This is a genomic window from Pseudomonas fluorescens, assembly GCF_900215245.1.
In the GTDB taxonomy this organism is placed as follows: Bacteria; Pseudomonadota; Gammaproteobacteria; order Pseudomonadales; family Pseudomonadaceae; genus Aquipseudomonas; species Aquipseudomonas fluorescens.
Genome location: NZ_LT907842.1, coordinates 268,643 through 295,346, shown reverse-complemented (window position 1 = coordinate 295,346; position 26,704 = coordinate 268,643). Strand labels below are relative to the sequence as shown.

The 26,704-nt window shown below is 61.1% G+C and carries 29 protein-coding genes; 28 read left to right on the top strand and 1 reads right to left on the bottom strand.

Annotated elements, in window-relative coordinates; translation table 11 throughout:
* The first annotated feature begins 34 nt into the window (after positions 1-34).
* The 23 genes from CPH89_RS01395 (at position 35) to CPH89_RS01285 (ending at position 20,287) form a co-directional block, all read left to right on the top strand.
* Positions 35-1,510: a sigma-54 dependent transcriptional regulator gene (locus CPH89_RS01395; protein ID WP_053257311.1), complete on the top strand. Its 1,476-nt coding sequence runs from the start codon at positions 35-37 to the stop codon at positions 1,508-1,510.
* A 110-nt stretch (positions 1,511-1,620) separates the two neighbouring features.
* Positions 1,621-2,832, top strand: coding sequence for a sensor histidine kinase (locus tag CPH89_RS01390; RefSeq protein ID WP_053258023.1), 1,212 nt, complete (start codon positions 1,621-1,623; stop codon positions 2,830-2,832).
* Between the two features lie 7 nt (positions 2,833-2,839).
* Positions 2,840-4,219 (top strand): sigma-54-dependent transcriptional regulator, encoded by a 1,380-nt coding sequence (locus tag CPH89_RS01385; RefSeq protein ID WP_053257310.1) that lies wholly within the window; start codon positions 2,840-2,842, stop codon positions 4,217-4,219.
* A gap of 145 nt (positions 4,220-4,364) precedes the next feature.
* Positions 4,365-4,694, top strand: coding sequence for a flagellar hook-basal body complex protein FliE (gene fliE, locus CPH89_RS01380; protein WP_016972029.1), 330 nt, complete (start codon positions 4,365-4,367; stop codon positions 4,692-4,694).
* 16 nt (positions 4,695-4,710) lie between these two features.
* Positions 4,711-6,486, top strand: a complete 1,776-nt coding sequence (gene fliF / locus CPH89_RS01375) for a flagellar basal-body MS-ring/collar protein FliF (protein ID WP_053257309.1) — start codon at positions 4,711-4,713, stop codon at positions 6,484-6,486.
* Positions 6,479-7,495: a flagellar motor switch protein FliG gene (gene fliG / locus CPH89_RS01370; RefSeq protein ID WP_053257308.1), complete on the top strand. Its 1,017-nt coding sequence runs from the start codon at positions 6,479-6,481 to the stop codon at positions 7,493-7,495. Before fliF ends, fliG begins: the two co-directional genes overlap by 8 nt.
* 10 nt (positions 7,496-7,505) lie before the next feature.
* Positions 7,506-8,270, top strand: coding sequence for a flagellar assembly protein FliH (fliH, locus tag CPH89_RS01365; protein ID WP_053257307.1), 765 nt, complete (start codon positions 7,506-7,508; stop codon positions 8,268-8,270).
* Positions 8,260-9,618, top strand: a complete 1,359-nt coding sequence (fliI, locus tag CPH89_RS01360) for a flagellar protein export ATPase FliI (protein ID WP_053257306.1) — start codon at positions 8,260-8,262, stop codon at positions 9,616-9,618. Before fliH ends, fliI begins: the two co-directional genes overlap by 11 nt.
* Positions 9,619-9,621: 3 nt before the next feature.
* Positions 9,622-10,071: a flagellar export protein FliJ gene (fliJ, locus tag CPH89_RS01355; protein ID WP_053257305.1), complete on the top strand. Its 450-nt coding sequence runs from the start codon at positions 9,622-9,624 to the stop codon at positions 10,069-10,071.
* A gap of 121 nt (positions 10,072-10,192) precedes the next feature.
* The gene (locus CPH89_RS01350; protein ID WP_053257304.1) at positions 10,193-10,498 is read left to right on the top strand and encodes an STAS domain-containing protein; all 306 of its coding nucleotides are present in this window, start codon (positions 10,193-10,195) and stop codon (positions 10,496-10,498) included.
* Positions 10,495-12,213 (top strand): fused response regulator/phosphatase, encoded by a 1,719-nt coding sequence (locus tag CPH89_RS01345; RefSeq protein WP_053257303.1) that lies wholly within the window; start codon positions 10,495-10,497, stop codon positions 12,211-12,213. The genes CPH89_RS01350 and CPH89_RS01345 overlap by 4 nt, the downstream gene beginning before the upstream one ends.
* Positions 12,214-12,243: 30 nt before the next feature.
* Positions 12,244-12,591: an Hpt domain-containing protein gene (locus CPH89_RS01340; protein WP_053257302.1), complete on the top strand. Its 348-nt coding sequence runs from the start codon at positions 12,244-12,246 to the stop codon at positions 12,589-12,591.
* A gap of 88 nt (positions 12,592-12,679) precedes the next feature.
* Positions 12,680-14,032, top strand: a complete 1,353-nt coding sequence (locus CPH89_RS01335; RefSeq protein WP_053257301.1) for a flagellar hook-length control protein FliK — start codon at positions 12,680-12,682, stop codon at positions 14,030-14,032.
* Between the two features lie 222 nt (positions 14,033-14,254).
* On the top strand, positions 14,255-14,755 hold the full coding sequence (gene fliL, locus CPH89_RS01330; protein ID WP_053257300.1) for a flagellar basal body-associated protein FliL: 501 nt from the start codon (positions 14,255-14,257) through the stop codon (positions 14,753-14,755).
* Positions 14,756-14,764: 9 nt separating this feature from the next.
* Positions 14,765-15,733, top strand: coding sequence for a flagellar motor switch protein FliM (gene fliM / locus CPH89_RS01325; RefSeq protein WP_053257299.1), 969 nt, complete (start codon positions 14,765-14,767; stop codon positions 15,731-15,733).
* Positions 15,734-15,779: 46 nt separating this feature from the next.
* Entirely contained in the window at positions 15,780-16,247 is a 468-nt protein-coding gene (gene fliN / locus CPH89_RS01320; protein ID WP_053257298.1) for a flagellar motor switch protein FliN, read from the top strand.
* A gap of 1 nt (position 16,248) precedes the next feature.
* The gene (fliO, locus tag CPH89_RS01315; RefSeq protein ID WP_053257297.1) at positions 16,249-16,689 is read left to right on the top strand and encodes a flagellar biosynthetic protein FliO; all 441 of its coding nucleotides are present in this window, start codon (positions 16,249-16,251) and stop codon (positions 16,687-16,689) included.
* Entirely contained in the window at positions 16,689-17,432 is a 744-nt protein-coding gene (fliP, locus tag CPH89_RS01310) for a flagellar type III secretion system pore protein FliP (protein WP_053257296.1), read from the top strand. Before fliO ends, fliP begins: the two co-directional genes overlap by 1 nt.
* Positions 17,433-17,436: 4 nt before the next feature.
* Positions 17,437-17,706, top strand: a complete 270-nt coding sequence (fliQ, locus tag CPH89_RS01305) for a flagellar biosynthesis protein FliQ (RefSeq protein WP_003214552.1) — start codon at positions 17,437-17,439, stop codon at positions 17,704-17,706.
* Positions 17,707-17,710: 4 nt separating this feature from the next.
* Positions 17,711-18,496, top strand: a complete 786-nt coding sequence (fliR, locus tag CPH89_RS01300) for a flagellar biosynthetic protein FliR (RefSeq protein ID WP_053257295.1) — start codon at positions 17,711-17,713, stop codon at positions 18,494-18,496.
* Between the two features lie 3 nt (positions 18,497-18,499).
* Positions 18,500-19,636, top strand: coding sequence for a flagellar biosynthesis protein FlhB (gene flhB, locus CPH89_RS01295; protein WP_053257294.1), 1,137 nt, complete (start codon positions 18,500-18,502; stop codon positions 19,634-19,636).
* A gap of 207 nt (positions 19,637-19,843) precedes the next feature.
* Positions 19,844-20,044 carry a S1 domain-containing protein gene (locus tag CPH89_RS01290; protein WP_053257293.1) on the top strand — a complete coding sequence of 67 codons (201 nt, stop codon included), beginning with the start codon at positions 19,844-19,846 and terminating at the stop codon, positions 20,042-20,044.
* Between the two features lie 39 nt (positions 20,045-20,083).
* Complete coding sequence (locus tag CPH89_RS01285) at positions 20,084-20,287, top strand: cold-shock protein (protein ID WP_053257292.1); 204 nt, start codon at positions 20,084-20,086, stop codon at positions 20,285-20,287.
* A 54-nt stretch (positions 20,288-20,341) separates the two neighbouring features.
* Here CPH89_RS01285 and CPH89_RS01280 read toward each other — a convergent pair whose 3' ends face one another.
* Entirely contained in the window at positions 20,342-20,602 is a 261-nt protein-coding gene (locus tag CPH89_RS01280) for a DUF6124 family protein (RefSeq protein WP_053257291.1), read from the bottom strand.
* Positions 20,603-21,022: 420 nt separating this feature from the next.
* Between CPH89_RS01280 and flhA the strand changes: the two genes are divergently transcribed.
* From flhA to CPH89_RS01255, 5 genes are all read left to right on the top strand, one after another.
* Positions 21,023-23,137: a flagellar biosynthesis protein FlhA gene (flhA, locus tag CPH89_RS01275; RefSeq protein ID WP_053257290.1), complete on the top strand. Its 2,115-nt coding sequence runs from the start codon at positions 21,023-21,025 to the stop codon at positions 23,135-23,137.
* 11 nt (positions 23,138-23,148) lie between these two features.
* Positions 23,149-24,465, top strand: a complete 1,317-nt coding sequence (gene flhF / locus CPH89_RS01270) for a flagellar biosynthesis GTPase FlhF (protein WP_053257289.1) — start codon at positions 23,149-23,151, stop codon at positions 24,463-24,465.
* Positions 24,466-24,572: 107 nt separating this feature from the next.
* A complete protein-coding gene (gene fleN / locus CPH89_RS01265) occupies positions 24,573-25,406 on the top strand; it encodes a flagellar synthesis regulator FleN (protein WP_003192912.1) in 834 nt (277 codons plus the stop codon).
* Positions 25,403-26,143, top strand: a complete 741-nt coding sequence (fliA, locus tag CPH89_RS01260; protein WP_053257288.1) for an RNA polymerase sigma factor FliA — start codon at positions 25,403-25,405, stop codon at positions 26,141-26,143. The genes fleN and fliA overlap by 4 nt, the downstream gene beginning before the upstream one ends.
* A gap of 170 nt (positions 26,144-26,313) precedes the next feature.
* Positions 26,314-26,688 carry a chemotaxis response regulator CheY gene (locus CPH89_RS01255; protein WP_003192908.1) on the top strand — a complete coding sequence of 125 codons (375 nt, stop codon included), beginning with the start codon at positions 26,314-26,316 and terminating at the stop codon, positions 26,686-26,688.
* Positions 26,689-26,704 lie beyond the last annotated feature (16 nt).

Sequence of the window (26,704 nt, the reverse complement as noted above, 5' to 3'; positions counted from 1 at the left end):
GGGCAGAGCGTTTTACTAGGGAAGTTGCTATTGCATGTGGCGTGAAACCAAAATTCTGCTGATTGATGACGATAGCGTCCGCCGCCGCGATTTAGCGGTCATTTTGAATTTTCTTGGCGAAGAAAATTTTCCCTGCGGCAGCCACGATTGGCAGCAGGTGGTCAGCTCATTGTCATCGAGCCGTGAAGTCATTTGTGTGCTGATCGGGACGGTAAACGCTCCTGGCGCGGTGCTTGGCCTGTTAAAGACACTGTCGACCTGGGATGAGTTCCTTCCGGTGTTGCTAATGGGTGATATTTCTTCCGTGGACCTGCCGGAAGACCAGCGCCGCCGTGTGCTCTCCACCCTGGAAATGCCGCCTAGCTACAGCAAATTGCTCGACTCCCTGCACCGTGCCCAGGTCTATCGCGAGATGTATGACCAGGCGCGCGAGCGCGGCCGTCATCGTGAACCCAACCTGTTCCGCAGCCTTGTCGGCACCAGCCGTGCGATCCAGCACGTGCGCCAGATGATGCAGCAAGTGGCCGATACCGACGCCAGTGTTTTGATCCTCGGCGAGTCGGGCACCGGCAAGGAAGTGGTGGCGCGCAACCTGCACTATCACTCCAAGCGCCGCGACGGACCCTTTGTGCCGGTCAACTGCGGGGCAATCCCCGCAGAGCTGCTGGAAAGCGAATTGTTTGGCCACGAGAAGGGTGCCTTTACCGGGGCAATCACCAGCCGTGCCGGGCGTTTTGAATTGGCCAATGGCGGTACGCTGTTCCTCGACGAAATCGGCGACATGCCACTGCCGATGCAGGTCAAGCTGCTGCGCGTGCTGCAGGAGCGCACCTTCGAGCGCGTGGGCAGCAACAAGACCCAGAGCGTCGACGTGCGCATCATTGCGGCCACCCACAAAAACCTCGAAAGCATGATCGAGGTGGGCAGCTTCCGTGAAGACTTGTACTACCGCCTCAACGTATTCCCGATCGAGATGGCGCCACTGCGTGAGCGGGTGGAAGACATCCCGCTGCTGATGAACGAACTGATTTCGCGCATGGAGCACGAAAAGCGCGGCTCGATCCGCTTCAATTCCGCCGCGATCATGTCGCTGTGCCGTCACGGCTGGCCGGGCAACGTCCGTGAACTGGCCAACCTGGTCGAGCGCATGGCGATCATGCACCCCTATGGCGTGATCGGCGTGGTCGAGTTGCCGAAGAAATTCCGCTACGTCGATGACGAAGACGAGCAGCTGGTCGACAGTCTGCGCACCGACCTCGAAGAGCGCGTCGCGATTAACGGCCACACGCCGGACTTCGGTTCCAGCGCCATGCTGCCGCCGGAAGGCCTGGACTTGAAGGACTACCTCGGAAGCCTGGAACAAGGCCTGATCCAGCAGGCCCTGGACGATGCCAACGGTATCGTCGCGCGTGCCGCCGAGCGCCTGCGCATCCGTCGCACCACCCTGGTGGAGAAGATGCGCAAGTACGGTATGAGTCGTCGGGAAGGTGATGAACAGGCGGATGATTGACGCCTGTTTTTTAAGTGACTGAAAAATAAGCCTATTTTTTTAGGCACGGGTATTGCTACAGCCCTCGCAACGTTCCGTTTAACTGACGGTCAGCCAAGCGAGAGAGCATGATGCCCCACGCCGCCCAACTTTCTACAGCCCCTGCTATCCCGGGGCTCGTTCCGTCTGCAGAGCCGCTTACCCGGCAGGGTCTTGAACAGGCGTTCTCGCAGTTCAGCCAGATGTCGAGTCAACTGACCGACTCTTACAGCTTGCTGGAAGCCCGGGTGTCCGAGCTCAAAGGCGAGCTGGCGGTGGTGAGCGCCCAGCGTATGGAAGAGCTGGCCGAGAAAGAGCGCCTGGCCAACCGTCTGCAAAATCTCCTCGACCTGTTGCCCGGTGGCGTGATCGTTATTGATGAAATGGGCCATGTCCGCGAAGCCAACCCGGCCGCGCGCGACCTGTTGGGCGAACCGCTTGAGGGTGAGTTGTGGCGCCATGTCATCACCCGTTGCTTCGCACCGCGTGAGGACGACGGTCACGAAATCTCCCTGAAGGACGGCCGTCGCCTGTCCATCGCCACGCGCTCCCTGGACGCCGAGCCCGGCCAGTTGGTGCTGCTCAACGACCTGACTGAAACCCGTCACCTGCAAGACCAACTGGCGCGCCATGAGCGCTTGTCGTCGTTGGGGCGGATGGTCGCTTCGTTGGCGCATCAGATCCGTACGCCGCTCTCGGCGGCGTTGATCTACGCCAGTCATTTGACTGATGAGCAACTGCCGGCCGCTACCCACCAACGATTTGCCGGCCGCCTCAAGGAGCGCCTGCATGAATTGGAGCACCAGGTGCGCGACATGCTGGTGTTTGCCCGCGGCGAATTACCGCTGACTGACCGCATCACGCCGTCCGAGCTGCTGCAGTCGCTGCAATCGGCGGCGGCGACGCATATCCATGATGTCAATGTGCGCTGGCAGTGCGACAGCCACCTTGGCGAGTTGCTGTGCAATCGCGACACGCTGGTCGGCGCTTTGCTCAACCTGATCGAAAACGCCACCCAGGCCAGCGGCCCCGGTGCGCGACTCAAGGTGCACCTGTACAGCCGCGGGCAAACCTTGCGCCTGTGTATCAGCGACAGCGGCAGTGGCATCGACCCCGTGGTGTTGCGACGCCTGGGCGAACCGTTTTTTACCACCAAGACTAACGGCACTGGCCTCGGCCTGACCGTGGTCAAGGCGGTGGCACGGGCCCATCAGGGAGAATTGCAGCTGCGTTCCCGGTTGGGGCGTGGCACCTGTGCATTGATGACCTTGCCGCTGTTTTCCAGCGCGGCAAGCGCGGAGTAAAAGGATTATGGCTATCAAGGTTTTATTGGTGGAAGACGATCGCGCCCTGCGTGAAGCATTGGCTGACACGCTGCTGTTGGCGGGCCATGACTACCGGGCGGTCGGCTCTGCCGAGGAGGCCTTGGAGGCTGTTGAGCAAGAGTCCTTCAGCCTGGTGGTCAGCGACGTGAACATGCCCGGTATGGACGGCCATCAGTTGCTCGGCCTGCTGCGCGCGCGTCAGCCGCAACTGCCGGTGTTGCTGATGACCGCCCATGGCGCGGTCGAGCGCGCCGTGGATGCCATGCGCCAGGGCGCGGCGGATTACCTGGTCAAACCGTTTGAACCCAAAGCCTTGATCGAGTTGGTCGCGCGGCATGCCTTGGGCGTGATCTCGGCCGCCGAAGGCGAAGGCCCGATTGCCTTCGAACCGGCCAGTGCACAGTTGCTGGACTTGGCCGCCCGTGTGGCGCGCAGTGATTCAACCGTGCTGATCTCCGGCGAGTCCGGCACCGGTAAAGAGGTCCTGGCACGCTATATCCACCAGCAATCGGGTCGCGCCAAGCAACCGTTTATCGCCATCAACTGCGCGGCCATCCCCGACAACATGCTCGAAGCCACGTTGTTCGGCCATGAAAAAGGCTCGTTCACCGGCGCCATTGCGGCCCAGGCCGGCAAGTTCGAACAGGCCGACGGCGGCACTATCCTGCTCGACGAGATTTCCGAAATGCCCCTGGGCCTGCAAGCCAAGCTGCTGCGGGTGTTGCAGGAGCGTGAAGTAGAGCGCGTCGGCGCGCGCAAGCCGATCCAGCTGGATATCCGCGTAGTCGCCACCACCAACCGCGACCTCGCGGGCGAAGTAGCGGCGGGGCGCTTTCGGGAAGACTTGTTTTACCGGCTGTCGGTCTTCCCTCTGGCCTGGCGCCCATTGCGTGAACGCCCGGCGGACATCATCCCGCTGGCCGAGCGCCTGCTGAACAACCACGTCAAAAAAATGAAGCACGCCCAGGCCCGGCTGTCGGCTGAGGCCCAGGCTTGCCTGATCAGCTACCCATGGCCCGGCAACGTGCGGGAACTCGACAATGCGATCCAGCGTGCGTTGATTTTGCAGCAGGGCGGTTTGATCCAGCCCCAGGATTTCTGCCTGGCCATGGGCAGTGGCGCGGCCCCCTTGCCGAGCCTTGCGCCGGCGCCCGTGGCGGTCGCCGAAGCCGAGTCGGGCGGTGCGTTGGGGGACGACCTGCGGCGCTGCGAATTCCAGATGATCATCGACACCCTGCGTGCCGAACGCGGCCGCCGCAAAGAAGCGGCCGAACGCCTGGGGATCAGCCCGCGCACCTTGCGCTACAAGCTGGCGCAGATGCGCGACGCCGGGATGGATGTGGAAGCCTACCTTTTCGCGACCTGAGAATCGCGCCCTACAAAAAGCCTAGGCTGACAGGGTTTGTCGCCTTTTCTTACGAACCGCTATGGATTTGGCACCCTTGTTGCTACCACCCCTAGTAACCGCTGCGTAGTGTCAAAAAATTGCGGGTCGTCGGAGAGAGAAGGTCATGAGCCAGGGTATTGAGTTCAATCGGTTGATGTTGGATATGCGCTCCATGCAAATGGATGCCATGGCTCAACCGAAATCCGTCGCGCCAGCGCCGGAATTGGGCCAAAGCAGTTTTGCCGACATGCTCGGTCAGGCAATCAACAAAGTCAGTGATACCCAGCAAGCCTCGAATCAATTGGCTACCGCCTTCGAAATCGGCAAAAGCGGCGTGGACCTCACCGATGTGATGGTCGCCTCGCAAAAGGCCAGTGTTTCCTTCCAGGCCTTGACCCAAGTGCGTAACAAGCTGGTTCAGGCTTATCAAGACATCATGCAGATGCCGGTTTAAGGACGAGATTTAAGTCATGGCAGAAGCAGTCGTGGACAACGTACCCGCCAAGACAGACGGCAAGCCGCCGCTGTTTGGTTTGTCGTTCCTGGAAAACCTCTCCGAAATGACCATGTTGCGTCAGGTGGGCCTGATGGTCGGCCTGGCTGCCAGCGTGGCGATTGGTTTTGCCGTGGTGCTGTGGTCGCAGCAACCTGATTACCGCCCGCTGTACGGCAGCCTGGCCGGCATGGATTCCAAGCAGATCATGGAAACCCTGGCCGCCGCCGACATCGCCTATACCGTAGAACCCAACTCCGGCGCGTTGCTGGTCAAGGCCGATGACGTCGCCCGTGCACGCATGAAGCTGGCCGCCGCCGGCGTGACGCCGTCCGACAGCAATATCGGTTTTGAAATCCTCGACAAGGACCAGGGCCTGGGTACCAGCCAGTTCATGGAAGCCACCCGCTACCGTCGTGGCCTGGAAGGCGAGTTGGCGCGCACCATCTCAAGCCTCAACAACGTCAAGGGCGCCCGCGTGCACCTGGCGATTCCGAAGAGCTCGGTGTTTGTCCGTGACGAACGCAAGCCGAGCGCCTCGGTGCTGGTCGAGCTGTTTTCCGGGCGTTCCCTGGAGCCTGGCCAGGTGCTGGCGATCATCAACCTGGTGGCCACCAGCGTTCCCGAACTGAGCAAATCGCAAATTACCGTCGTCGACCAGAAGGGCAACCTGCTGTCGGACATGGCAGAAAATTCTGCGCTGACCCAGGCCGGCAAGCAGTTCGATTACAGCCGTCGCATGGAAAGCATGCTCACCCAGCGCGTGCATAATATTTTGCAGCCGGTGCTCGGCAACGACCGCTACAAGGCTGAAGTGTCCGCCGACGTGGACTTCAGCGCGGTCGAATCGACCTCTGAACAGTTCAACCCGGACCAGCCGGCCCTGCGCAGCGAGCAGTCGACCAGCGAACAACGCACCGCCAGCAATGGCCCGCAAGGTGTGCCGGGTGCCCTGAGCAACCAGCCGCCGGCACCGGCTTCGGCGCCGCAAACCACGGGCGGCGCTGCCGCGACCGCCGCTGCGATTCAGCCTGGCCAGCCATTGTTGGACGCCAACGGTCAGCAGATCATGGACCCGGCCACCGGCCAGCCGATGCTCGCGCCATACCCGGCGGACAAGCGTAACCAGTCGACCAAGAACTTCGAGCTCGACCGTTCCATCAGCCACACCAAACAGCAGCAGGGCAAAATCAATCGCCTGTCGGTGTCGGTGGTGGTCGATGACCAGGTCAAGGTCAATGCCGCTGACGGTGCGGTGACCCGTGCGCCGTGGAGTGCCGACGAATTGGCGCGCTTCACTCGCCTGGTACAGGACGCCGTTGGTTTTGACGCCAGCCGGGGTGACAGCGTCAGCGTGATCAACATGCCGTTCTCGGTCGAGCGTGGCGAAGTCATTACCGACCCTGCGTTCTACACACAGCCGTGGTTCTGGGACATCGTCAAGCAAGTGCTGGGTGTGTTGTTCATCCTGGTGCTGGTGTTCGGCGTGCTGCGTCCGGTGCTCAACAACATCACCGGCCACGGCAAGAAGCAGCTTGCCCTTGCAGGAAGCGACGTCGAGTTGGGTGGCATGGGCGGCCTGGACGGCGAACTGGCCAACGACCGCGTCAGCCTGGGCGGCCCGCAAAGTATTCTGTTGCCAAGCCCGAGCGAAGGCTATGACGCTCAGCTGAATGCAATCAAGAGTCTGGTAGCAGAAGACCCGGGCCGTGTGGCTCAGGTCGTGAAAGAGTGGATTAACGCAGATGAATGATCGAGCCGCTGTTGCCAAGCTCACCAAGGTCGATAAAGCCGCAGTCCTGCTGCTGTCTTTGGGTGAGACCGACGCCGCACAAGTGCTGCGCCACATGGGCCCCAAAGAGGTTCAGCGCGTGGGCGTGGCCATGGCGCAGATGCGCAATGTGCACCGTGAGCAAGTCGAGCAGGTGATGAGCGAGTTCGTCGAAATCGTCGGCGACCAGACCAGCCTGGGCGTCGGTTCCGACAGCTATATCCGCAAGATGCTCACCTCGGCCCTCGGCGAAGACAAGGCCAACGGCCTGATCGACCGCATCCTGCTGGGCGGCAACACCAGTGGCCTGGACAGCCTGAAATGGATGGAACCGCGCGCCGTGGCCGACGTGATCCGCTACGAGCACCCGCAGATCCAGGCCATCGTGGTTGCCTACCTCGACCCGGACCAGGCCGGTGAAGTGCTCGGCCACTTCGACCATAAAGTGCGCCTGGACATCATCCTGCGCGTGTCGTCGCTGAACACGGTGCAGCCGGCCGCGCTGAAAGAACTCAACACGATTCTCGAGAAGCAGTTCTCGGGCAACTCGAATGCCTCGCGTACCACCCTGGGTGGCATCAAGCGCGCGGCCGACATCATGAACTTCCTCGACAGTTCGGTCGAAGGCCAGTTGATGGACTCGATCCGCGAGATCGACGACACCCTGTCCGGCCAGATCGAAGACCTCATGTTCGTGTTCAACAACCTCTCCGATGTCGACGACCGTGGTATCCAGGCGTTGCTGCGTGAGGTGTCGTCCGACGTTTTGGTGCTGGCCCTCAAGGGTTCGGACGAAGGCGTCAAAGAGAAGATCTTCAAGAACATGTCCAAGCGCGCGTCCGAACTGTTGCGCGACGACCTGGAAGCCAAAGGCCCGGTACGCGTCAGCGACGTGGAAACCGCCCAGAAGGAAATCCTCACCATTGCCCGCCGTATGGCCGAAGCCGGAGAAATCGTTCTCGGCGGGAAGGGCGGCGAAGAAATGATCTAAGGCGCTGCGCATGTCGAACAAAGATGAGACGCCCAGCGATCTGATTCGCGCGCGGGATGTCGGCGGGTTCGACATCTGGTCGTTGCCCAGTTTCGACCCGCATGTGCCGGAGCCGGAACCTGCGTATGTCGAAGAGCCGCCTGCGCAAATGGAAGAGGTGCCGCTGGATGAAGTCCAGCCACTGACCCTTGAAGAATTGGAAGCCATCCGTCAGGAGGCCTACAACGAAGGCTTTGCGGCGGGTGAAAAAGACGGTTTTCGCAGCACCACGCTGAAGGTGCGCCAGGAAGCCGAAGAGGCCTTGAGCGTCAAGCTGGCCAGCCTGGAACGCTTGATGGGCAGCCTGTTCGATCCTATCGCCGAACAGGATTCGCAACTGGAAAAAGCCATGGTCGGCCTGGTTGAGCACATCGCTCGCCAAGTGATCCAGCGCGAACTGGTGCTCGATTCCAGCCACCTCGAAAGCGTGATGCGCGAAGCCCTCAAGCTGCTGCCCTTGGGCGTCGGCAATGTGCGCTTGTACATCAACCCCCAGGATTTCGAGCAGGTCAAAGCCCTGCGCGAGCGCCACGAAGAAACCTGGCGCATCGTCGAGGACGCGGCGCTGCTGCCCGGCGGTTGCCGCGTCGAGACCGAACACAGCCGCATCGATGCCACGGTGGAAACCCGCATCAGCCAGATCATGGCCAAGCTCTTCGATCAACTCCATGAACAGGCCCTGCACCCGGCCGAGCCTGACCTGAGCGTGGACCTGGACGCCCCCGATGCGCCTTGATCGCACCAGTTTCGCCAAGCGCCTGAGCGGCTACGCCGAGGCCACCGAGTTGCCTGGCCAGCCCGTTCTCGAAGGGCGCCTGCTGCGCATGGTCGGCCTGACCCTCGAAGCCGAAGGCCTGCGCGCCGCCATGGGCAGCCGCTGCCTGGTGATCAATGACGACAGCTACCACCCGGTGCAGGTCGAAGCCGAAGTGATGGGCTTTTCCGGCAGCAAGATTTTCCTGATGCCGGTCGGTAGCCTGGCGGGCATCGCCCCCGGTGCCCGTGTGGTGCCGCTGGCCGACACGGGCCGCCTGCCGATGGGCATGAGCATGCTCGGCCGTGTGCTCGACGGCGCCGGTCGCGCGCTGGACGGCAAGGGCGGCATGAAGGCTGAAGACTGGGTGCCGATGGACGGCCCGACCATCAACCCGCTCAACCGCAACCCGATCAGCGTGCCGCTGGACGTGGGCATTCGCAGCATCAACGGTTTATTGACGGTCGGTCGTGGCCAGCGTCTGGGCCTGTTTGCCGGTACCGGTGTGGGTAAATCCGTGCTGCTCGGCATGATGACGCGCTTTACCGAGGCCGACATCATTGTGGTCGGATTGATCGGCGAGCGCGGCCGTGAAGTGAAGGAGTTCATCGAGCACAGCCTCGGTGAAGAAGGCCTCAAGCGCTCCGTTGTCGTCGCATCCCCGGCCGATGATGCACCGCTGATGCGCTTGCGCGCCGCCATGTACTGCACGCGTATCGCCGAATATTTTCGCGACAAGGGCAAGAACGTCCTGTTGCTGATGGACTCGCTCACGCGTTTCGCTCAGGCCCAGCGGGAAATCGCCCTGGCCATCGGCGAACCGCCCGCCACCAAAGGCTACCCGCCGTCGGTGTTTGCCAAGCTGCCCAAGCTGGTCGAGCGCGCCGGTAACGCCGAGGCCGGCGGCGGTTCGATCACCGCGTTCTACACCGTGTTGTCCGAAGGTGATGACCAGCAGGACCCGATTGCCGACTCGGCGCGGGGCGTGCTCGACGGCCACATCGTGCTGTCGCGGCGGCTGGCCGAAGAAGGGCATTACCCGGCTATCGATATCGAAGCGTCGATCAGCCGGGTGATGCCGGCGGTGGTCACGCCGGAGCACATGGCCCGCGCGCAACATTTCAAACAGTTGTGGTCGCGTTATCAGCAGAGCCGCGACCTGATCAGCGTCGGCGCGTATGTGGCCGGTGGCGATCGCGAAACCGACCTGGCGATTGCCTTGCAGCCGCAATTGGTGACCTACCTGCGCCAGGGCCTCAACGACAAGATCAGCATGGGTGAAAGCGAAGCGCACCTGGGCTCGATCTTCGCTCCTGCACCCGGCGGCTAAGCCATGGCCAGTAGCCGTTCGTCGCGCCTCGCGCCGGTGGTGGACATGGCTGAAAAAGCCGAGAAAGCCGCTGTCCAGCGCTTGGGTTACTTCCAGGGCCAGGTGCGCCTGGCGGAAAGCAAACTGGGCGATCTGGAGCGCTTTCGTGGCGAATACCAGCAGCAGTGGATCGAGCGCGGCAGCAAGGGCGTGTCCGGCCAGTGGCTGATGGGCTACCAGGGCTTTCTCAACCAGCTGGAAACCGCCGTCGGCCAACAGCGCCAGAGCCTGGCCTGGCACCAGAACAACCTCGATAAGGCCCGTGAAAGCTGGCAAGCGGCGTTCGCCCGGGTTGAAGGTTTGCGCAAGCTGGTGCAGCGCTATATCGACGAAGCGCGGGCGATCGAAGACAAGCGCGAGCAAAAGTTGCTTGATGAGCTGTCACAGCGCCTGCCCCGCCAATCACAGTATTAGTGACCACCGCTCCACGGTAGGCGTGGGCCGGCCAGCTGCCACATTTGACGCGCCGTGTTGCCCATCGCCGGTTCACCTGCTAAACCTTGTTGCACATAGCCAATGACAAGGAAGCAGTCGCATGTCAATTGAGTCAGAAGTATCCCTGGATGGGACGAAGTTGACGATTACAGTCAAGGGCCGATTCGATTTCGGTAGCCACCAGAAATTTCGCGATGCGTATGAGCGCTTCTACAAGGTGCCCGAGGTCTACGTGGTGGACTTGAAGGACACCACTTACATGGACAGCTCGGCCCTGGGCATGCTCCTGCTGTTACGTGACCATGCCGGTGGCGACAGTGCCGAGGTGCAGGTGGTCAACAGCAACTCCGATGTGCGCAAGATCCTCGGTATCTCCAACTTCGACAAACTGTTCGACATCAGTTGAGCAGCCTGGCCCCCGTGCTTGAGCCGCTGACGATCCTGATCGCCGAAGACAGTGCGGCCGATTTGCTGTTGCTGTCGACCATCATCCGGCGTCAGGGCCATCAGGTGCTGACGGCGACTAATGGTGCGCAAGCCGTCGACGTGTTTAGCCGCGAGCGTCCGCAACTGGTGTTGATGGATGCCCTGATGCCGGTGATGGACGGCTTTGAAGCGGCGCGCCGAATCAAGCAGCTGGCCGGGGAGGCGTTGGTGCCGATCATCTTTCTCACCTCGCTGCGTGAGAGTGAAGCCCTGGCCCGCTGCCTGGACGCCGGCGGGGATGATTTCCTGCCCAAGCCTTACAACCCACTGATCCTGGCAGCCAAGATCAATGCCATGGACCGCCTGCGCCGCTTGCAGGCCACGGTCTTGCGCCAGCGTGACGTGATCGCCAGGCACCATGACTACCTGCTGCATGAGCAGCGGGCGGCCAAGGCGGTGTTCGATAAGGTGGCGCATTCCGGCTGTATCAACGCGGCGCCGAACATTCGCTACCTGCAATCGCCGTATGCGTTGTTCAACGGCGACCTGCTGTTGGCGGCGTACACCCCGTCGGGTGACATGCACGTGTTGCTCGGTGATTTTACCGGCCATGGTCTGCCGGCGGCTGTCGGCGCCATGCCCCTGGCGGAAGTGTTCTACGGCATGACGGCCAAGGGCTACGGCCTGGCGCAAACCCTGCGGGAGATGAATGCCAAGCTCAAGCGTATTCTGCCGGTGGACATGTTCTGTTGCGCCACACTGATCTGCCTGAGTGCCCAGCAGCGCGTGGTGGAGGTGTGGAACGGCGGCATGCCCGAAGGCTATGTGCATGAGATCGCCACGGGCAAGCGCACGCCGTTGGTGTCGCGGCATCTGCCGTTGGGCGTGCTGTCCGCCGAAGCGTTTGATGACAGCACGGAAGTCTGGCCGATGGTGTTGGGCGACCGGGTATTTTTACTCTCCGATGGCGTACTGGACACCGCCGACGCTAATGACCAGCTGTTCGGTGTCGAGCGCTTGCAGCAAGTGTTTGCCACCAACCGCAAGCCTGACCGTCTGTTTGAGGATATTGAACAGGCCCTGGCGGCATTTCGGGGTGAGGCGCGCGATGACGTCAGCATGGTCGAGATCACCTTGCAGGCCGGCCAGCCGCTGCGTGCGGCGGAGCCCCTGTATGCCGACAGCGGCCAGGCGAGCCCGCTGGATTGGGCGGTGAGCTTCGAGTTTCGCGCACAGGCGCTCAAAAGCTACAACCCGCTGCCGTACCTGCTGCAACTGCTGCTGGAGGTCCACGGCCTGCGTGAGCAGAGTGGGGCGCTCTACAGTGTGATGGCCGAGCTGTATTCCAATGCGCTGGAGCATGGCGTGCTGGAACTGGATTCGCGGCTCAAGCGTGATGCGCAGGGCTTCGCCGAGTATTACCACCAGCGCAATCAGCGCCTCATGCAGTTGAACAGTGGTTATGTGCGTGTGCACGTACAGGTGGTGCCGACCCCCATGGGCGGCAAAATGACGCTGCGCATCGACGACAGCGGTCCCGGGTTTGACGTGGAGCAGGTGCTGGCGCGGCCGCTGGATGTCGACCGTCTGTCTGGCCGTGGTTTGAGTCTGGTGCGCCAACTGAGCAGCGCTGTACGCTGGTCCGATGGTGGGCGCAGCGTGTGCGTGGAGTTTTGCTGGGGGGCTCTGGCATAATCCGCCGATTCTTGATCAAGGAGCGAACAAGTGCTTGAGATTCATCTGGACCCTGATGTGTTGTCGGGTTTGCAAGAGGTTATGGAGAGCGAGTACCCCAAGTTGCTCGATACCTTTCTTGACGATTCGCAAAAGCGTGTCGAGGCGTTGCGCAAGGCGCGTGACGATGCCAAGGCGCTGGGGCGGATTGCGCATAGCTTCAAGGGCAGCAGTGGCAATCTGGGCGCGGTGCGCTTGGCAGAGCTGTGTCGCCGACTGGAAGACGGCTCTGCCGAGCCTTTTCGAGTGGACCTCGGTGAGCTGGTCGATGAAATCGACCAGGAGTTCGCGCTGGTCCGGCCTTTGTACGAGCATGAGCGCCAGCGGTTTCAGCTTTGACTGACGGGCTTCGCAAAACGTGGCCCGACTCTTGCTATATCACCTCTGACTGCATCCCCGACCCCCAATGCAGTGGAGACCTTTAACTATGCCAGTCGCCCAGAATTCGCTCCTTCAGGCTGCCCCAGCGGCCAAGCCTCAAGCGCCTGCCGCCGCCCCCTCGGTAGCGGCTGCGGACCCACGGGACAAGGGCCCTGGCTTCGCTCAAGTGTTTGCCAACCAAGCTGCCAAACCGACGCCGAAGGTCGACGTCGCACCGGCCAAACCCATGCGCGACAAGTCTTCCGACACCAGCACCAAGCCTGTGACGGGTAACGATAAACCTGCCGTCAGCTCGCCGGCCGTTGCCGATAGCGGCAATACCTTGCCTGCCAAGCCGGCCGCCAGCTCCGACAGCGGCAGCAGTGCCAGCAATCAAGACGACAAACCCAGCGACCCGTCCGTGGCGCAGCAACCTCCGGTTGATCCCGTCGTTGATCCGGCATTGATGGCCACGGTCGTCCCCGTTGTCGTGCCTGCCCCCGTGCAAACGCCGGCGCCGGTGGCCGCTCAGGACGAGAATGCCCAGCCCGTCGTCGCGGCACCGGTTGCAGCCACGGATGAGGCCAAGCAACCTGCGTTCGACCCTGCGGCCGACCCACTGGATTCGATGCCGGCCGTGCGCCTGGCGATGGAGCAGGGCGGTCACGTCTCCGCCAGCAGCCAGACGCCGCAGAAAACCGCGCCGACGACTCAGGACCCGCTGACCTCTGCGCAGAATTTTGCTGCCGGCCTGGCGACTATGGTTGACCAGCAAGCCACCAAGGACAGCACTGACCAAGGCGGCGACAAAGCCTTCAGCGGGCTGATCGACGGTGGCCTCAAGGATTTGAAAGACGCCAGCAGTAATACCCGTGTCGATGACTTCGCCAACCGCCTGGCCGCGCTGACCCAGGCCGCCACGCCGAAAACCGCGAATGCCTTGCCACCCGTGGCCAATGCGCCGCTGGCCATGCACCAGAGCGGCTGGACCGAGGAGGTGGTCAACCGTGTGATGTACCTGTCCAGCGCCAACCTCAAATCGGCAGAGATCCAGTTGCAGCCGGCCGAGCTGGGGCGCCTGGATATCAAGGTCAACATGACGGCGGACCAGCAGGCCCAGGTCACCTTCATGAGTGGCCATGCGGTGGTGCGTGAAGCGCTGGAAAGCCAGTCCGGGCGTTTGCGCGAAATGTTTGCCCAGCAGGGCATGGGGCAGGTCGACGTCAACGTCTCCGATCAATCCCGTGGATGGCAGGGGCAAGGGCAGGAGCAACAGCAGCAGAACCAGGCTCGCGGCATAAGCGGCAGTGGCGGGCGTGGTGAGGGTGGTGACGCGGGTGAGCATGCTGAAGTGGCTGCGGCAGTTGCGCCAGTGACCCAAACCATCGTCGGCTCCAGTGCCGTTGATTACTACGCCTGATTCCAGCCCCTCGCAGCTCTAAATGTGGGAGCGGGCTTGCTCGCGAAAGCGCAATGTCAGTCAAAGGATTCATCGACTGACCCACCGCATTCGCGAGCAAGCCCGCTCCCACAGGGACCTGTGGTGTTGCATCTATCCCCGATCAGCTGACAACTCTGGCATAACACTTGCTCTTGCCTTTCCGTAGATCTATGAATCCCCGAATAGTGACGGATTATTGGCATGGCGAAGAGCGACGACGCAGCAACACCACCCGCAAGCAAGGGCAAGCTCAAGCTTATCCTGCTGATTGTGCTGGGCCTGCTCCTGGCCATCGGCGCGTCGGTGGGCGGTACCTGGTACATCATGCACAGCAGTGCAAGCAAACCGCCCCCTGCCGCTGAAACTGCCAGCAACGCCAAACAACCGGCAATCTTCGAACCGATGCTCCCGGCCTTTGTCGCCAACTTCAACCAGAATGGCCGTCAACGTTACCTGCAGGTGAGTATCACCTTGCTGGCGCGTAACCAGGCGGACCTGGATGCCCTCAAGGTGCACATGCCGGTGATCCGCAACAACCTGGTGATGCTGTTCTCCGGGCAGAGCTTCGAAAGCCTGGCCACGCCGGTCGGCCAGGAAATGCTGCGCCAGAAGGTCACTGCCAGCGTGCAGGAAGTGGCCCAGAAAGAGCTTGGCAAAGTCGTGGTCGAGCAGGCGCTCTTCACTAACTTCGTATTGCAGTAGGATCACGAGATGGCCGTGCAAGACCTGCTGTCCCAGGATGAAATTGACGCGCTGTTGCATGGCGTCGACGATGGTCTGGTACAGACCGAACTGAGTGCTGAACCTGGCAGTGTCAAAAGTTATGACCTCACCAGCCAGGATCGTATCGTCCGCGGACGCATGCCGACCCTGGAAATGATCAACGAGCGTTTCGCCCGTTACACCCGTATCAGCATGTTCAACATGCTGCGCCGTTCGGCGGACGTGGCGGTGGGCGGTGTGCAGGTGATGAAGTTCGGCGAGTACGTGCACTCGCTGTACGTGCCGACCAGCCTCAACCTGGTCAAGATCAAGCCGTTGCGCGGTACCGCACTGTTCATCCTCGACGCCAAACTGGTGTTCAAGCTGGTGGACAACTTCTTTGGCGGCGACGGCCGTCACGCGAAGATTGAAGGCCGTGAATTCACCCCGACCGAATTGCGCGTCGTGCGCATGGTGCTCGAGCAAGCCTTCATCGACTTGAAGGAAGCCTGGCAGGCGATCATGGAAGTCAATTTCGAGTACATCAACTCGGAAGTGAACCCGGCCATGGCCAACATCGTCGGCCCCAGCGAAGCGATTGTGGTGTCCACCTTTCACATCGAACTCGATGGCGGTGGCGGCGACCTGCACGTGACCATGCCGTACTCAATGATCGAACCGGTGCGCGAGATGCTCGACGCCGGTTTCCAGTCCGACCTGGACGACCAGGACGAGCGCTGGGTCAAGGCGCTGCGCGAAGACCTGCTCGACGTCGACGTACCTTTGAGCGCCACTGTGGCCCGTCGCCAGCTGCGTTTGCGCGATATTTTGCACATGCAGCCGGGCGACGTGATTCCGGTGGAATTGCCGGAAGAACTGATCATGCGCGCCAATGGCGTGCCGTCGTTCAAGGTCAAGCTCGGCTCCCACAAGGGCAACCTGGCGTTGCAAGTGATCGAGCCGATCAACCGTCGCTGATCCGCCCCTATTTATTGATGAATGTTTGCTCCGCCGAGGACATGTAATGGCTACCGAACACGAAAATACTTCCGCCGAAGACCAGGCCCTGGCTGACGAGTGGGCTGCGGCCCTGGAAGAAACCGGCGATGTTGGCCAGGACGATATCGACGCGCTGCTGGCCGCCGACGCCGCCAGTGCACCGGCCGGCAAACGCTTGCCCATGGAAGAATTCGGCAGCGTGCCGAAGAACAACGACCCGGTGACCCTCGACGGCCCGAACCTGGATGTGATCCTCGACATTCCGGTATCGATTTCCATGGAAGTCGGCAGCACCGAAATCAACATCCGTAACCTGCTGCAACTCAACCAGGGTTCGGTGATCGAGCTCGACCGCCTGGCCGGTGAGCCATTGGACGTGCTGGTCAACGGCACGCTGATCGCCCATGGCGAGGTGGTGGTGGTCAACGAAAAGTTCGGCATCCGCCTGACGGACGTGATCAGCCCGAGCGAACGCATCAAGAAGTTGCGCTGATATGAAGTATTCGCTGGCGGGACTGTTTCTGGCGCTGCCATTGAGCGCCCTGGCGGCTGAGCCGGTCGCGCAAGCGGCGGCTGCGGCGCCCGTGGTCAGCAGTGGCATCGGCGGGCAGTTGACCCAGCTGGTACTGGGCCTGTTGCTGGTGGTCGGGTTGATTTTTGTGCTGGCCTGGCTGATGCGCCGCGTACAGCGCATCGGCCCGGGTAATGGCCAGGTGATCGAGATGATCGGCTCGCGCGCCCTCGGCCCGCGTGACCGGCTGGTGCTGGTGCAAGTCGGCGAGGAGCAGATTTTGCTCGGCATCACGCCTGGCCGCATCACGCCGTTGCACGTGCTCAAGTCGCCGGTTGAAGTGGCCAGGACCGAGGCCGCCACGCCAGAATTCGCCCAGCGCCTGATGGAGTTGCTGGGCAAGGATCAGAAGGATAAGAAGTAATGCGCGTTTTATTAACGCTCATGCTGTTGCTGGCCGCGCCGCTGGCGTTCGCGGCCGACCCGTTGTCGATCCCGGCAATCACGCTGGGCACCAACGCCGCCGGCGCCCAGGAATATTCGGTCAGCCTGCAGATCCTGCTGATCATGACCGCGCTGAGTTTTATTCCGGCGTTTGTCATGCTGATGACCAGCTTCACGCGGATCATCATCGTATTTTCGATTTTGCGTCAGGCCCTCGGCCTGCAACAGACGCCGTCGAACCAGATCCTCACCGGCATGGCGCTGTTTTTGACGCTGTTCATCATGGCGCCGGTGTTCGACAAGGTGAACCAGCAAGCGCTGCAACCGTATCTGGCGGAAAAACTCACCGCGCAGGACGCGATCGACAAGGCTCAGGGCCCGATCAAGGACTTCATGCTGTCGCAAACCCGCTCCAGCGACCTTGAGCTGTTCATGCGGTTGTCCAAACGCACCGACATCGCTACGCCGGATCAGGCGCCGCTGACCATCCTGGTGCCGGCGTTCGTCACCTCAGAATTGAAAACCGCGTTCCAGATCGGCTTCATGATCTTTATCCCGTTCCTGATCATCGACCTGGTGGTGGCGAGCGTGCTGATGGCCATGGGCATGATGATGCTGTCGCCGCTGATTATTTCGTTGCCGTTCAAGATCATGCTGTTTGTGCTAGTGGACGGCTGGGCGCTGATTATCGGCACGCTGGCCAGCAGTTTCGGCGGAGTGTAGGCCAATGACCCCAGAAGTAGCGGTCGACCTGTTCCGTGAAGCGTTGTGGCTGACCACCATGATGGTCGCCGTGCTGGTGGTGCCGAGCCTGTTGGTCGGCCTGCTGGTGGCGATGTTCCAGGCCGCGACGCAGATCAACGAACAAACCTTGAGCTTCCTCCCGCGTTTGCTGGTGATGCTGATCACCCTGATTGTCGCCGGCCCGTGGCTGGTGCAAACCTTCATGGAATACATCCTGCAGTTGTACGGCAGTATTCCGCAGTTGATCGGCTGACCCCATGCAATCTGTGCTGGCATTGACCGACACCCAGATCAGCACGTGGGTGGCGTCTTTCATCTTGCCAATGTTCCGCGTCACGGCGGTGCTGATGACCATGCCGGTGTTCGGCACGACGCTGGTTCCGCGGCGTATCCGGTTGTATTTCGCCTTTGCCATCACCGTGGTGATCGTGCCCGGCCTGCCGCCGATGCCGCCGGTGAATGCCCTGGACCTCAGTGCGTTGCTGCTGATTGCCGAGCAGATCCTGATCGGTGCGCTGCTGGGCTTCTCGTTGACGTTGTTCTTCCAGGCGTTTGTGATCGCCGGGCAAATCATCTCGATCCAGATGGGCATGGGCTTCGCGTCCATGGTCGACCCCACCAACGGCGTGTCGGTGGCAGTGATCGGGCAGTTTCTGACCATGCTGGTGACCTTGATCTTCCTGGCGATGAATGGCCACCTGGTGGTGTTCGAGGTGCTGACCGAAAGCTTCACGACCTTGCCGGTGGGCTCGGGGTTGGTGGTCAGTCACTTCTGGGAATTGGTCGGACGCATGAGTTGGGTGCTGGGCGCCTCGTTGTTGCTGGTATTGCCGGCGATCACTGCGCTGCTGGTGGTCAACATTGCCTTCGGCGTGATGACCCGCGCGGCGCCGCAACTGAACATTTTCTCGATTGGTTTCCCGTTGACCCTGGTGTTGGGCATGGGGATTTTCTGGGTCGGCATGGCTGACATTCTCAATCAGTATCAACCGCTGGCGACCGACGCCTTGCAGTTCTTACGTGACCTGGCACGAGCGCGCTGAGCCATGGCCGAGAGCGAGAGTGGTCAGGACAAAACAGAAGACCCCACGGAGAAACGTAAAAAGGACTCCAGGGAAAAGGGCGAGATTGCGCGCTCCAAGGAGCTCAACACCCTTGCCGTGATGCTCGCCGGTGCCGGCGGCCTGTTGATTTACGGCGGTGGTTTGGCGCTGGACATGATGGAGTTGATGAAACTCAACTTCTCGCTGCCCCGCGAAGTGCTGCTCAGCCCCGGCGCCATGGGCCAGTACCTGCTGCACTCGGGCAAAATCGCGATCCTGGCGGTGCAGCCGGTGCTGATCACGCTGTTGCTGGCGGCCTTGATCGGGCCGGTGTCCCTCGGCGGCTGGTTGTTTGCCGCCGGCAGCATGGCGCCCAAGTTCAGCCGGATGAACCCTGGGCCCGGGCTCAAGCGCATGTTCTCCGCCAAGGCGCTGGCGGAGTTGCTCAAGGCGCTGGCGAAATTCATCCTGATCCTGTTTGTGGCGCTGACGGTGTTGTCCTCCGACATCGACGACTTGCTGCGCATTGCCCATGAGCCGCTGGAGTCGGCGATCATTCACAGCGTGCAGGTGGTGGGCTGGAGCGCGCTGTGGATGGCCTGCGGGCTGATCATCATCGCCGCCGTGGATGCGCCGATCCAGCTGTGGGAAAGCCACAAGAAACTGCTGATGACCAAGCAGGAAGTGCGTGACGAGCACAAGGACCAGGAAGGTCGCCCTGAGGTCAAACAGCGGATTCGCCAACTGCAGCGCGAAATGTCCCAGCGCAAGATGATGGCGGCGGTGCCGGATGCCGACGTGGTCATCACCAACCCGACCCACTACGCCGTGGCGCTCAAGTACGACCCGGAGAAGGGCGGTGCGCCGATGTTGCTGGCCAAGGGCAGCGATTTTACCGCGCTGAAAATCCGCGAAATCGCCGTGGCCAACGACATTTTGTTGCTGGAGTCGCCGGAACTGGCGCGTTCGATCTTCTACTCCACCGACCTCGATCAGGAAATCCCCGCCGGGCTGTACCTGGCCGTGGCGCAGGTGTTGGCCTACGTCTATCAGATCCGCCAATACCGCGCGGGCAAGGGCAAGCGGCCAGAACCGCTCAAAGACCTGCCGATTCCGCCGGACCTGCGCCGCGATTCCTGATCCTGGGCCGGTGGTGAGCGGCTTCCTGTGGCAAGCCCGCGGGTCACAAAAAGACCTGATCGGCACGATACTTTCGTCGCTCCCTCCGCTACCACCCGTCGCCAACCTCCGTCTACCTGTCAACTCTGACAGTAGTCAGCGCTGCCTTCCCGCGGTTTCATAGCACCACACTGCGTACAGGTTGTAAGAGATGCAGAGGGAGCAGTGATGGAAGCGGTAACAGGTACGATCAAATCTTATTGCCGAAAAAACGGACAAGGCGTGATTGCCCTTGATGACGGTGGCGAGCCGGTGCTGGTCGATCTCAAGAGTACGGCCGGAATTTTGCTGAAAACGGGGCAGCGGGTGAGATTTGCGAGGATCCATCGTCCCGCAGGTGTTTTTGCGTCCAACATCACAATTATCTAGCGACCCTGGGGCGTCGAACCAGAGTTCAGGAGGGTGGCAATGGCGACAGGTACTGTTAAGTGGTTTAACGACAGTAAGGGGTTTGGTTTTATTACTCAGGACGATAACGGCGCTGAAGTGTTCGTCCACTTTTCGGCAATTCAGGGCGACGGGTTCAAGACGCTCACGGAGAACCAAAAAGTGGAGTTCGAGGTTGAGAAAGGCCTGAAAGGGCCCCAGGCTGTGAATGTGCGCGTTGCGTGAAGATTCACTTGATCGTTCCCACCTGCGGGAACGATCTCTTATCTGATGTTCTGCCTAGAATTTGCCGGGTTCTGACTCGGGCGGCGGCCCCATGTCATCCAGCGCTCGCTCAGCCAACAACCGCGATACCTCAATCAACTGCGCAATGCCCAGTGCGCCTTCTCGCCGCGACCCTTCCAGATCAAAGGCGAAGTCGCAGGCCAGCGCGTGGGCGGACGCCAGGGTTTCGGTGAGGTTGACCAGCAGGTCTTCGGTGCTGATGCCGTCGATGACGGTGAAGAGCGCGGTGGGGGAATTTTGTGTGGTTTTGGACATGGCGTCGCTCCTTGGAAAGGAATAAGAGTTCTCCTTGATATTGCGAGCCGCGACGCCCGACCACTGCATTTGCAGCGGTGTACGGAGACTAGAGAGCGCGTTTCCTAGGGGCAACCTTAAAACCCTGCCGGAAATCTCCTCAGTGGCGGCGAGTTCACACAGATCCAAATGTGGGAGCGGGCTTGCTCCCGAAGGCGATGTGTCAGTCGGCAATGTACTCGCTGAACCAGCGCCTTCGGGAGCAAGCTCGCTCCCACATTTGCATGGATTTACCCCCGCTAAGCGCGGTCGCTTTTGCGCTCATCTGAGCCTCAGAGCAAAAGTTGGAAGGCTTCTTGCAATACCGCCTTCAGGACGCTCTCCAGCGTCAAAACTTTGCTTCAAGGAACACGAGGAATACCGGTGGTAGATCGCTCTCAAATGCTCAGCACGGCCCGTGGCACCCTGACTGACCTGTCGCGGGGCAATCTGGGTGTGCCGTTGCTGTTGCTGGTGATGCTGGCAATGATGATGTTGCCGATGCCGCCGTTCCTGCTCGACGTCTTCTTCACGTTCAACATTGCCCTGTCTGTCGTGGTGCTACTGGTCTGTGTGTATGCGCTGCGGCCGCTGGACTTTGCGGTATTCCCGACCATCCTGCTGATCGCGACCCTGCTGCGCCTGGCGCTGAACGTGGCGTCCACGCGGGTGGTGATGCTTCATGGTCAGGACGGCCACGCCGCCGCCGGTAAGGTGATCCAGGCCTTCGGTGAAGTGGTGATTGGCGGTAACTACGTGGTGGGTATCGTGGTGTTCGCGATCCTGATGATCATCAACTTCGTGGTGGTGACCAAGGGCGCCGGGCGGATTTCCGAGGTGAGCGCACGCTTTACCCTCGACGCCATGCCCGGCAAACAGATGGCGATCGACGCCGACCTCAACGCCGGCCTGATCGACCAGAACCAAGCCAAATCCCGTCGCCTGGAAGTGGCCCAGGAAGCCGAGTTCTACGGTTCCATGGACGGTGCCAGCAAATTTGTGCGCGGCGACGCCATTGCCGGCCTGCTGATTCTGTTCATCAACTTGATCGGCGGCATGGCAGTCGGCATCTTCCAGCACGGCATGACCTTCGGCGATGCGGGCAAGGTGTACGCCTTGCTGACCATCGGTGACGGTTTAGTGGCGCAATTGCCATCACTGTTGTTATCTACAGCGGCGGCCATCATGGTGACCCGTGCTTCGGGCTCCGAAGACATGGGCAAGCAGATCAGCCGGCAGATGTTCGCCTCGCCCAAGGCGCTGGCCGTGGCGGCCGGCATCATGGCGATCATGGGCATCGTGCCTGGCATGCCGCACGTGTCGTTCCTGAGCATGGCGGCCATGGCCGCTGGTGGCGCTTACCTGTTCTGGCGCAAGCAAAACCAGGTCAAGGTCCAGGCCCAGCAGGAAATCGCGCGCCAGCAGGAGCTGTTGCCGTCGCCGGCCCGCGCCCAGGAAACCAAGGAGCTTGGCTGGGATGACGTCACCCCGATCGACATGATCGGCCTGGAAGTCGGCTACCGTCTGATCCCGCTGGTCGACCGTAACCAGGGTGGCCAACTGCTCGCGCGGATCAAGGGTGTGCGCAAGAAGCTGTCCCAGGACCTGGGCTTCCTGATGCCCACCGTGCATATCCGCGACAACCTCGACCTGGCGCCCAGCGCCTATCGCCTGACGCTGATGGGTGTGATCCTCGCTGAAGCGGAGATTTACCCCGACCGCGAACTGGCGATCAACCCCGGCCAGGTCTTCGGCACGCTCAACGGCATCACCGCCAAAGATCCGGCTTTTGGCCTGGAAGCGGTGTGGATCGAAGTCAGCCAGCGCAGCCAGGCGCAGTCGTTGGGTTACACCGTGGTCGACGCCAGCACCGTGGTCGCCACCCACCTTAACCAGATCCTCTACAAGCACTCCCACGAGCTGATCGGCCACGAGGAAGTCCAGCAATTGATGGGTTTGCTGGCCAAAGCCTCGCCAAAATTGGCCGAAGAGCTGGTGCCTGGCGTGCTGTCGCTGTCGCAGTTGCTCAAGGTGTTGCAGGCATTGCTCGCCGAACAGGTGCCGGTGCGCGACATTCGCAGCATCGCCGAGGCCATCGCGAACAATGCCGCCAAGAGTCAAGATACTGCCGCTTTGGTGGCCGCGGTGCGCGTCGGGTTGTCCCGTGCAATCGTGCAAAGCATTGTAGGGGTTGAGTCTGAGCTGCCTGTTATCACCTTGGAGCCAAGGTTGGAACAAATATTGCTCAATAGTATTCAGAAGGCAGGACAAGGCCAGGAAGAGGGCGTTCTGCTGGAGCCAAGCATGGCTGAAAAACTGCAGCGTTCGTTGATCGAAGCCGCACAGCGTCAGGAAATGGCGGGTCACCCAGTGATTCTGCTGGTGGCGGGCCCGGTCCGAGCGATGTTGTCGCGGTTTGGACGTCTGGCAGTGCCGAATTTGCACGTTTTGGCTTATCAGGAAATTCCTGACAACAAGCAAGTGACTATTGTCGCGACAGTAGGGCCCAACGGCTGAGGTAGTGGGATATGCAAGTTAAGCGTTTTTTCGCCGCCGATATGCGTCAGGCCATGAAACTGGTACGTGATGAGCTGGGCGCCGATGCCGCGATTATCGGAAACCGTCGTATTGCCGGCGGCGTCGAGCTGACGGCTGCCCTGGATTACACCCCCTCGGCGCTGGCGCCGCGCGTACCGAACATGGAACTTGAGGACGAGCTGCGCAAGACCGCTTCGCGGATTGTCTCGGCCCAGGCTGAGCTGAGCATGCGTGGCGACAGCGACTCCAGCAACAGTCGCCAGTTGTTCGCCGGCCTGCCGCTGACCGCCGCCGAACCGCTGGTTGAGCCGACGTTCAAAGAACCGCCGCGTCCTGCCGCGCCAGCCCCGGCTGCTGCAGTTGACCAGCGCGTGTTTGATTCGATGCGCTTTGAACTCAATGGCCTGCGTGAGCTGCTCGAAGTGCAGCTGGGCTCGCTGGCCTGGAACCAACTGCAAGGCAGCAAACCGCACCAGGCCAACCTGTGGCGTCGCCTGCAACGTATCGGCCTGTCCGGCCCGTTGTCCCGCGACCTGTTGGCACTGACCGCTGAAGTCGAAGAACCTCGCCAGGCCTGGCGCATGTTGCTGGCGCACCTGGCACGCATGATCGCCACCCCGGAAATCGAACCGCTGGAAGAGGGCGGTGTGATCGCCATGGTCGGCCCGGCCGGCATGGGCAAGACCACCACCCTGGCCAAGCTGGCCGCGCGTTATGTGCTCAAGTACGGCGCGCAGAATATCGCGCTGGTGAGCATGGACAGCTACCGTATTGGCGCTCAGGAACAGCTTAAGACCCTGGGCCGTATCCTCAACGTGTCGGTGACCCACGTCGACGCAGGCCAGTCCCTGGCCAATGCGCTCGACCCGTTGCTGCGCAAGCGCGTGGTGCTGATCGACACGGCCGGCCTGCAAGCCAGTGACCCGGCATTGCGCATGCAGTTGGAAAGCCTGGCGGGACGTGGCATCAAGTCAAAAAATTACCTGGTGCTTGCAACCACCAGCCAGAAACAGGTTCTTACCGCTGCCTACCACAGCTACAAACGTTGCGGCCTGGCGGGTTGCATTCTGACCAAGCTCGACGAAACTGCGAGCCTGGGTGAAGTGTTGAGCCTGGCTATCAGTCATGAATTACCGGTTGCCTACCTGACCGACGGGCCGCGGATCCCGGATGATTTACATCTGCCGCGCCGTCATCAGTTGGTCAGCCGTGCTGTCAGCGTGCAAATGCAAGAAGAGCCTAGCGAGGAAGCGATGGCCGACATGTTCGCCGACCTTTACCACAACCCCGCAAAACGGGTGGGTTGAAGGGCAGGATGAACACCGTGAAAAGTATCTACATCGATGGTCTGCAAGCGATTCACGCGGCCAAGCCATGTAGCCTGCGTCTAAGCAAGACAAGGTAAAGAAATAAAATGGGCAGCATGCATCCCGTACAGGTGATCGCGGTGACCGGCGGCAAAGGTGGCGTCGGAAAAACTAACGTGTCAGTGAATTTGTCCCTGGCCCTGGCAGAGCTTGGCCGTCGCGTCATGCTGCTGGATGCTGACCTGGGGCTGGCGAACGTCGACGTTCTGCTGGGGCTGACACCCAAACACACCCTTGCCGATGTGATCGAGGGCCGCTGCGAGCTGCGCGATGTGCTGCTGCAAGGCCCCGGTGGCATTCGCATCGTGCCGGCGGCCTCGGGCACCCAGAGCATGGTGCATCTGAGCCCGGCGCAGCACGCCGGCTTGATCCAGGCGTTCAGTGACATCGGCGACAACCTCGACGTGCTGGTGATCGACACCGCCGCCGGGATCGGCGAGTCCGTGGTCAGCTTCGTGCGCGCCGCCCAGGAAGTGCTGCTGGTGGTCTGCGATGAGCCCACCTCCATCACCGACGCCTACGCCCTGATCAAACTGCTCAATCGTGACTACGGCATGAACCGCTTCCGGGTGCTGGCCAACATGGCCCAAAGCCCGCAGGAAGGGCGAAACCTGTTCGCCAAGTTGACCAAGGTCACGGATCGTTTCCTCGATGTCGCCTTACAATACGTCGGCGCAGTTCCCTATGACGAGTGTGTGCGCAAGGCTGTGCAAAAGCAGCGTGCAGTCTATGAAGCATTCCCTCGTTCGAAGTGCGCATTGGCGTTCAAGGCAATTGCCCAGAAGGTCGATACTTGGCCGTTGCCCGCCAACCCGCGTGGGCATCTGGAGTTTTTCGTCGAGCGATTGGTGCATCAGACGAGCGCAGGACCGGTGCTATGACAGCCAGCGGCTATAACCTTTACAAAAACTCGGCGCGTGACAGCCAGGGCGAATTGATCGAGCGCTATGCGCCCCTGGTCAAGCGCATTGCCTATCACTTGCTGGCGCGCCTGCCTGCCAGTGTGCAGGTTGAAGACCTTATCCAGGCCGGTATGATCGGCCTGCTCGAAGTGTCGACCAAATACGACGCGAGCAAAGGTGCGAGTTTCGAGACGTACGCGGGTATCCGTATCCGTGGTGCGATGCTCGATGAAGTGCGTAAAGGGGATTGGGCGCCGCGTTCGGTACACCGCAACACGCGAATGGTCAGTGACGCAATTCGTGCAATTGAAGCAAAAACCGGTCGTGACGCTAAAGATCATGAAGTTGCGGCCGAACTCCAATTGAGTCTCGACGATTATTACGGGATTTTGAACGATACCTTGGGCAGCCGCCTGTTCAGTTTCGACGACCTGTTGCAGGACGGCGAACACGAAGGGCTGCACGAGGACGGCGCGAGTGCACATCTCGAACCGTCGCGCGACCTGGAAGATGAGCGTTTCCAGGGGGCGTTGGCGGAAGCGATTGCCAATTTGCCCGAGCGTGAGCGACTGGTGTTGGCGCTGTACTACGACGAAGAGCTGAACCTCAAGGAAATCGGTGAGGTCCTGGGGGTCAGCGAATCGCGTGTCAGCCAGCTGCATAGCCAGTGCGCAGCCCGCTTGCGGGGGCGATTGGGAGAGTGGCGCGCGCGCTGACAGGCAGTGTGGGGATACTGCAGCGCAATTAGGCGAAGGGTGAAGAGCCTTTCGCGGGTTCGTTCCGTGGTACCCCTGGCAGTCCTTTTGTGTAACGCCTGTTGATTGAAATGGCGCGTCCAGGTGCTGGGCGCGTTTAAGACTGCTTGGAGGTCGAATTGGACAAGAACATGAAAATCCTCATCGTTGATGACTTCTCAACGATGCGGCGGATCATAAAAAACCTGTTGCGTGACCTTGGGTTCACCAACACGGTCGAGGCGGATGACGGCCTGACGGCGATTCCGATCCTCAACAGCGGGAGCATCGACTTTCTGGTAACCGACTGGAACATGCCGGGCATGACCGGCATCGACTTGCTGCGTCACGTGCGCGCCGATGAAAAACTGCGCAGCCTGCCTGTGCTGATGGTGACCGCCGAAGCCAAGCGTGAACAGATCATCGAAGCCGCCCAAGCCGGGGTTAACGGTTACGTGGTTAAGCCATTCACTGCGTTGGCCTTGAAAGAGAAGATCGAAAAAATCTTCGAACGCATCCACGGCTGATGCCACCACGGGGGAG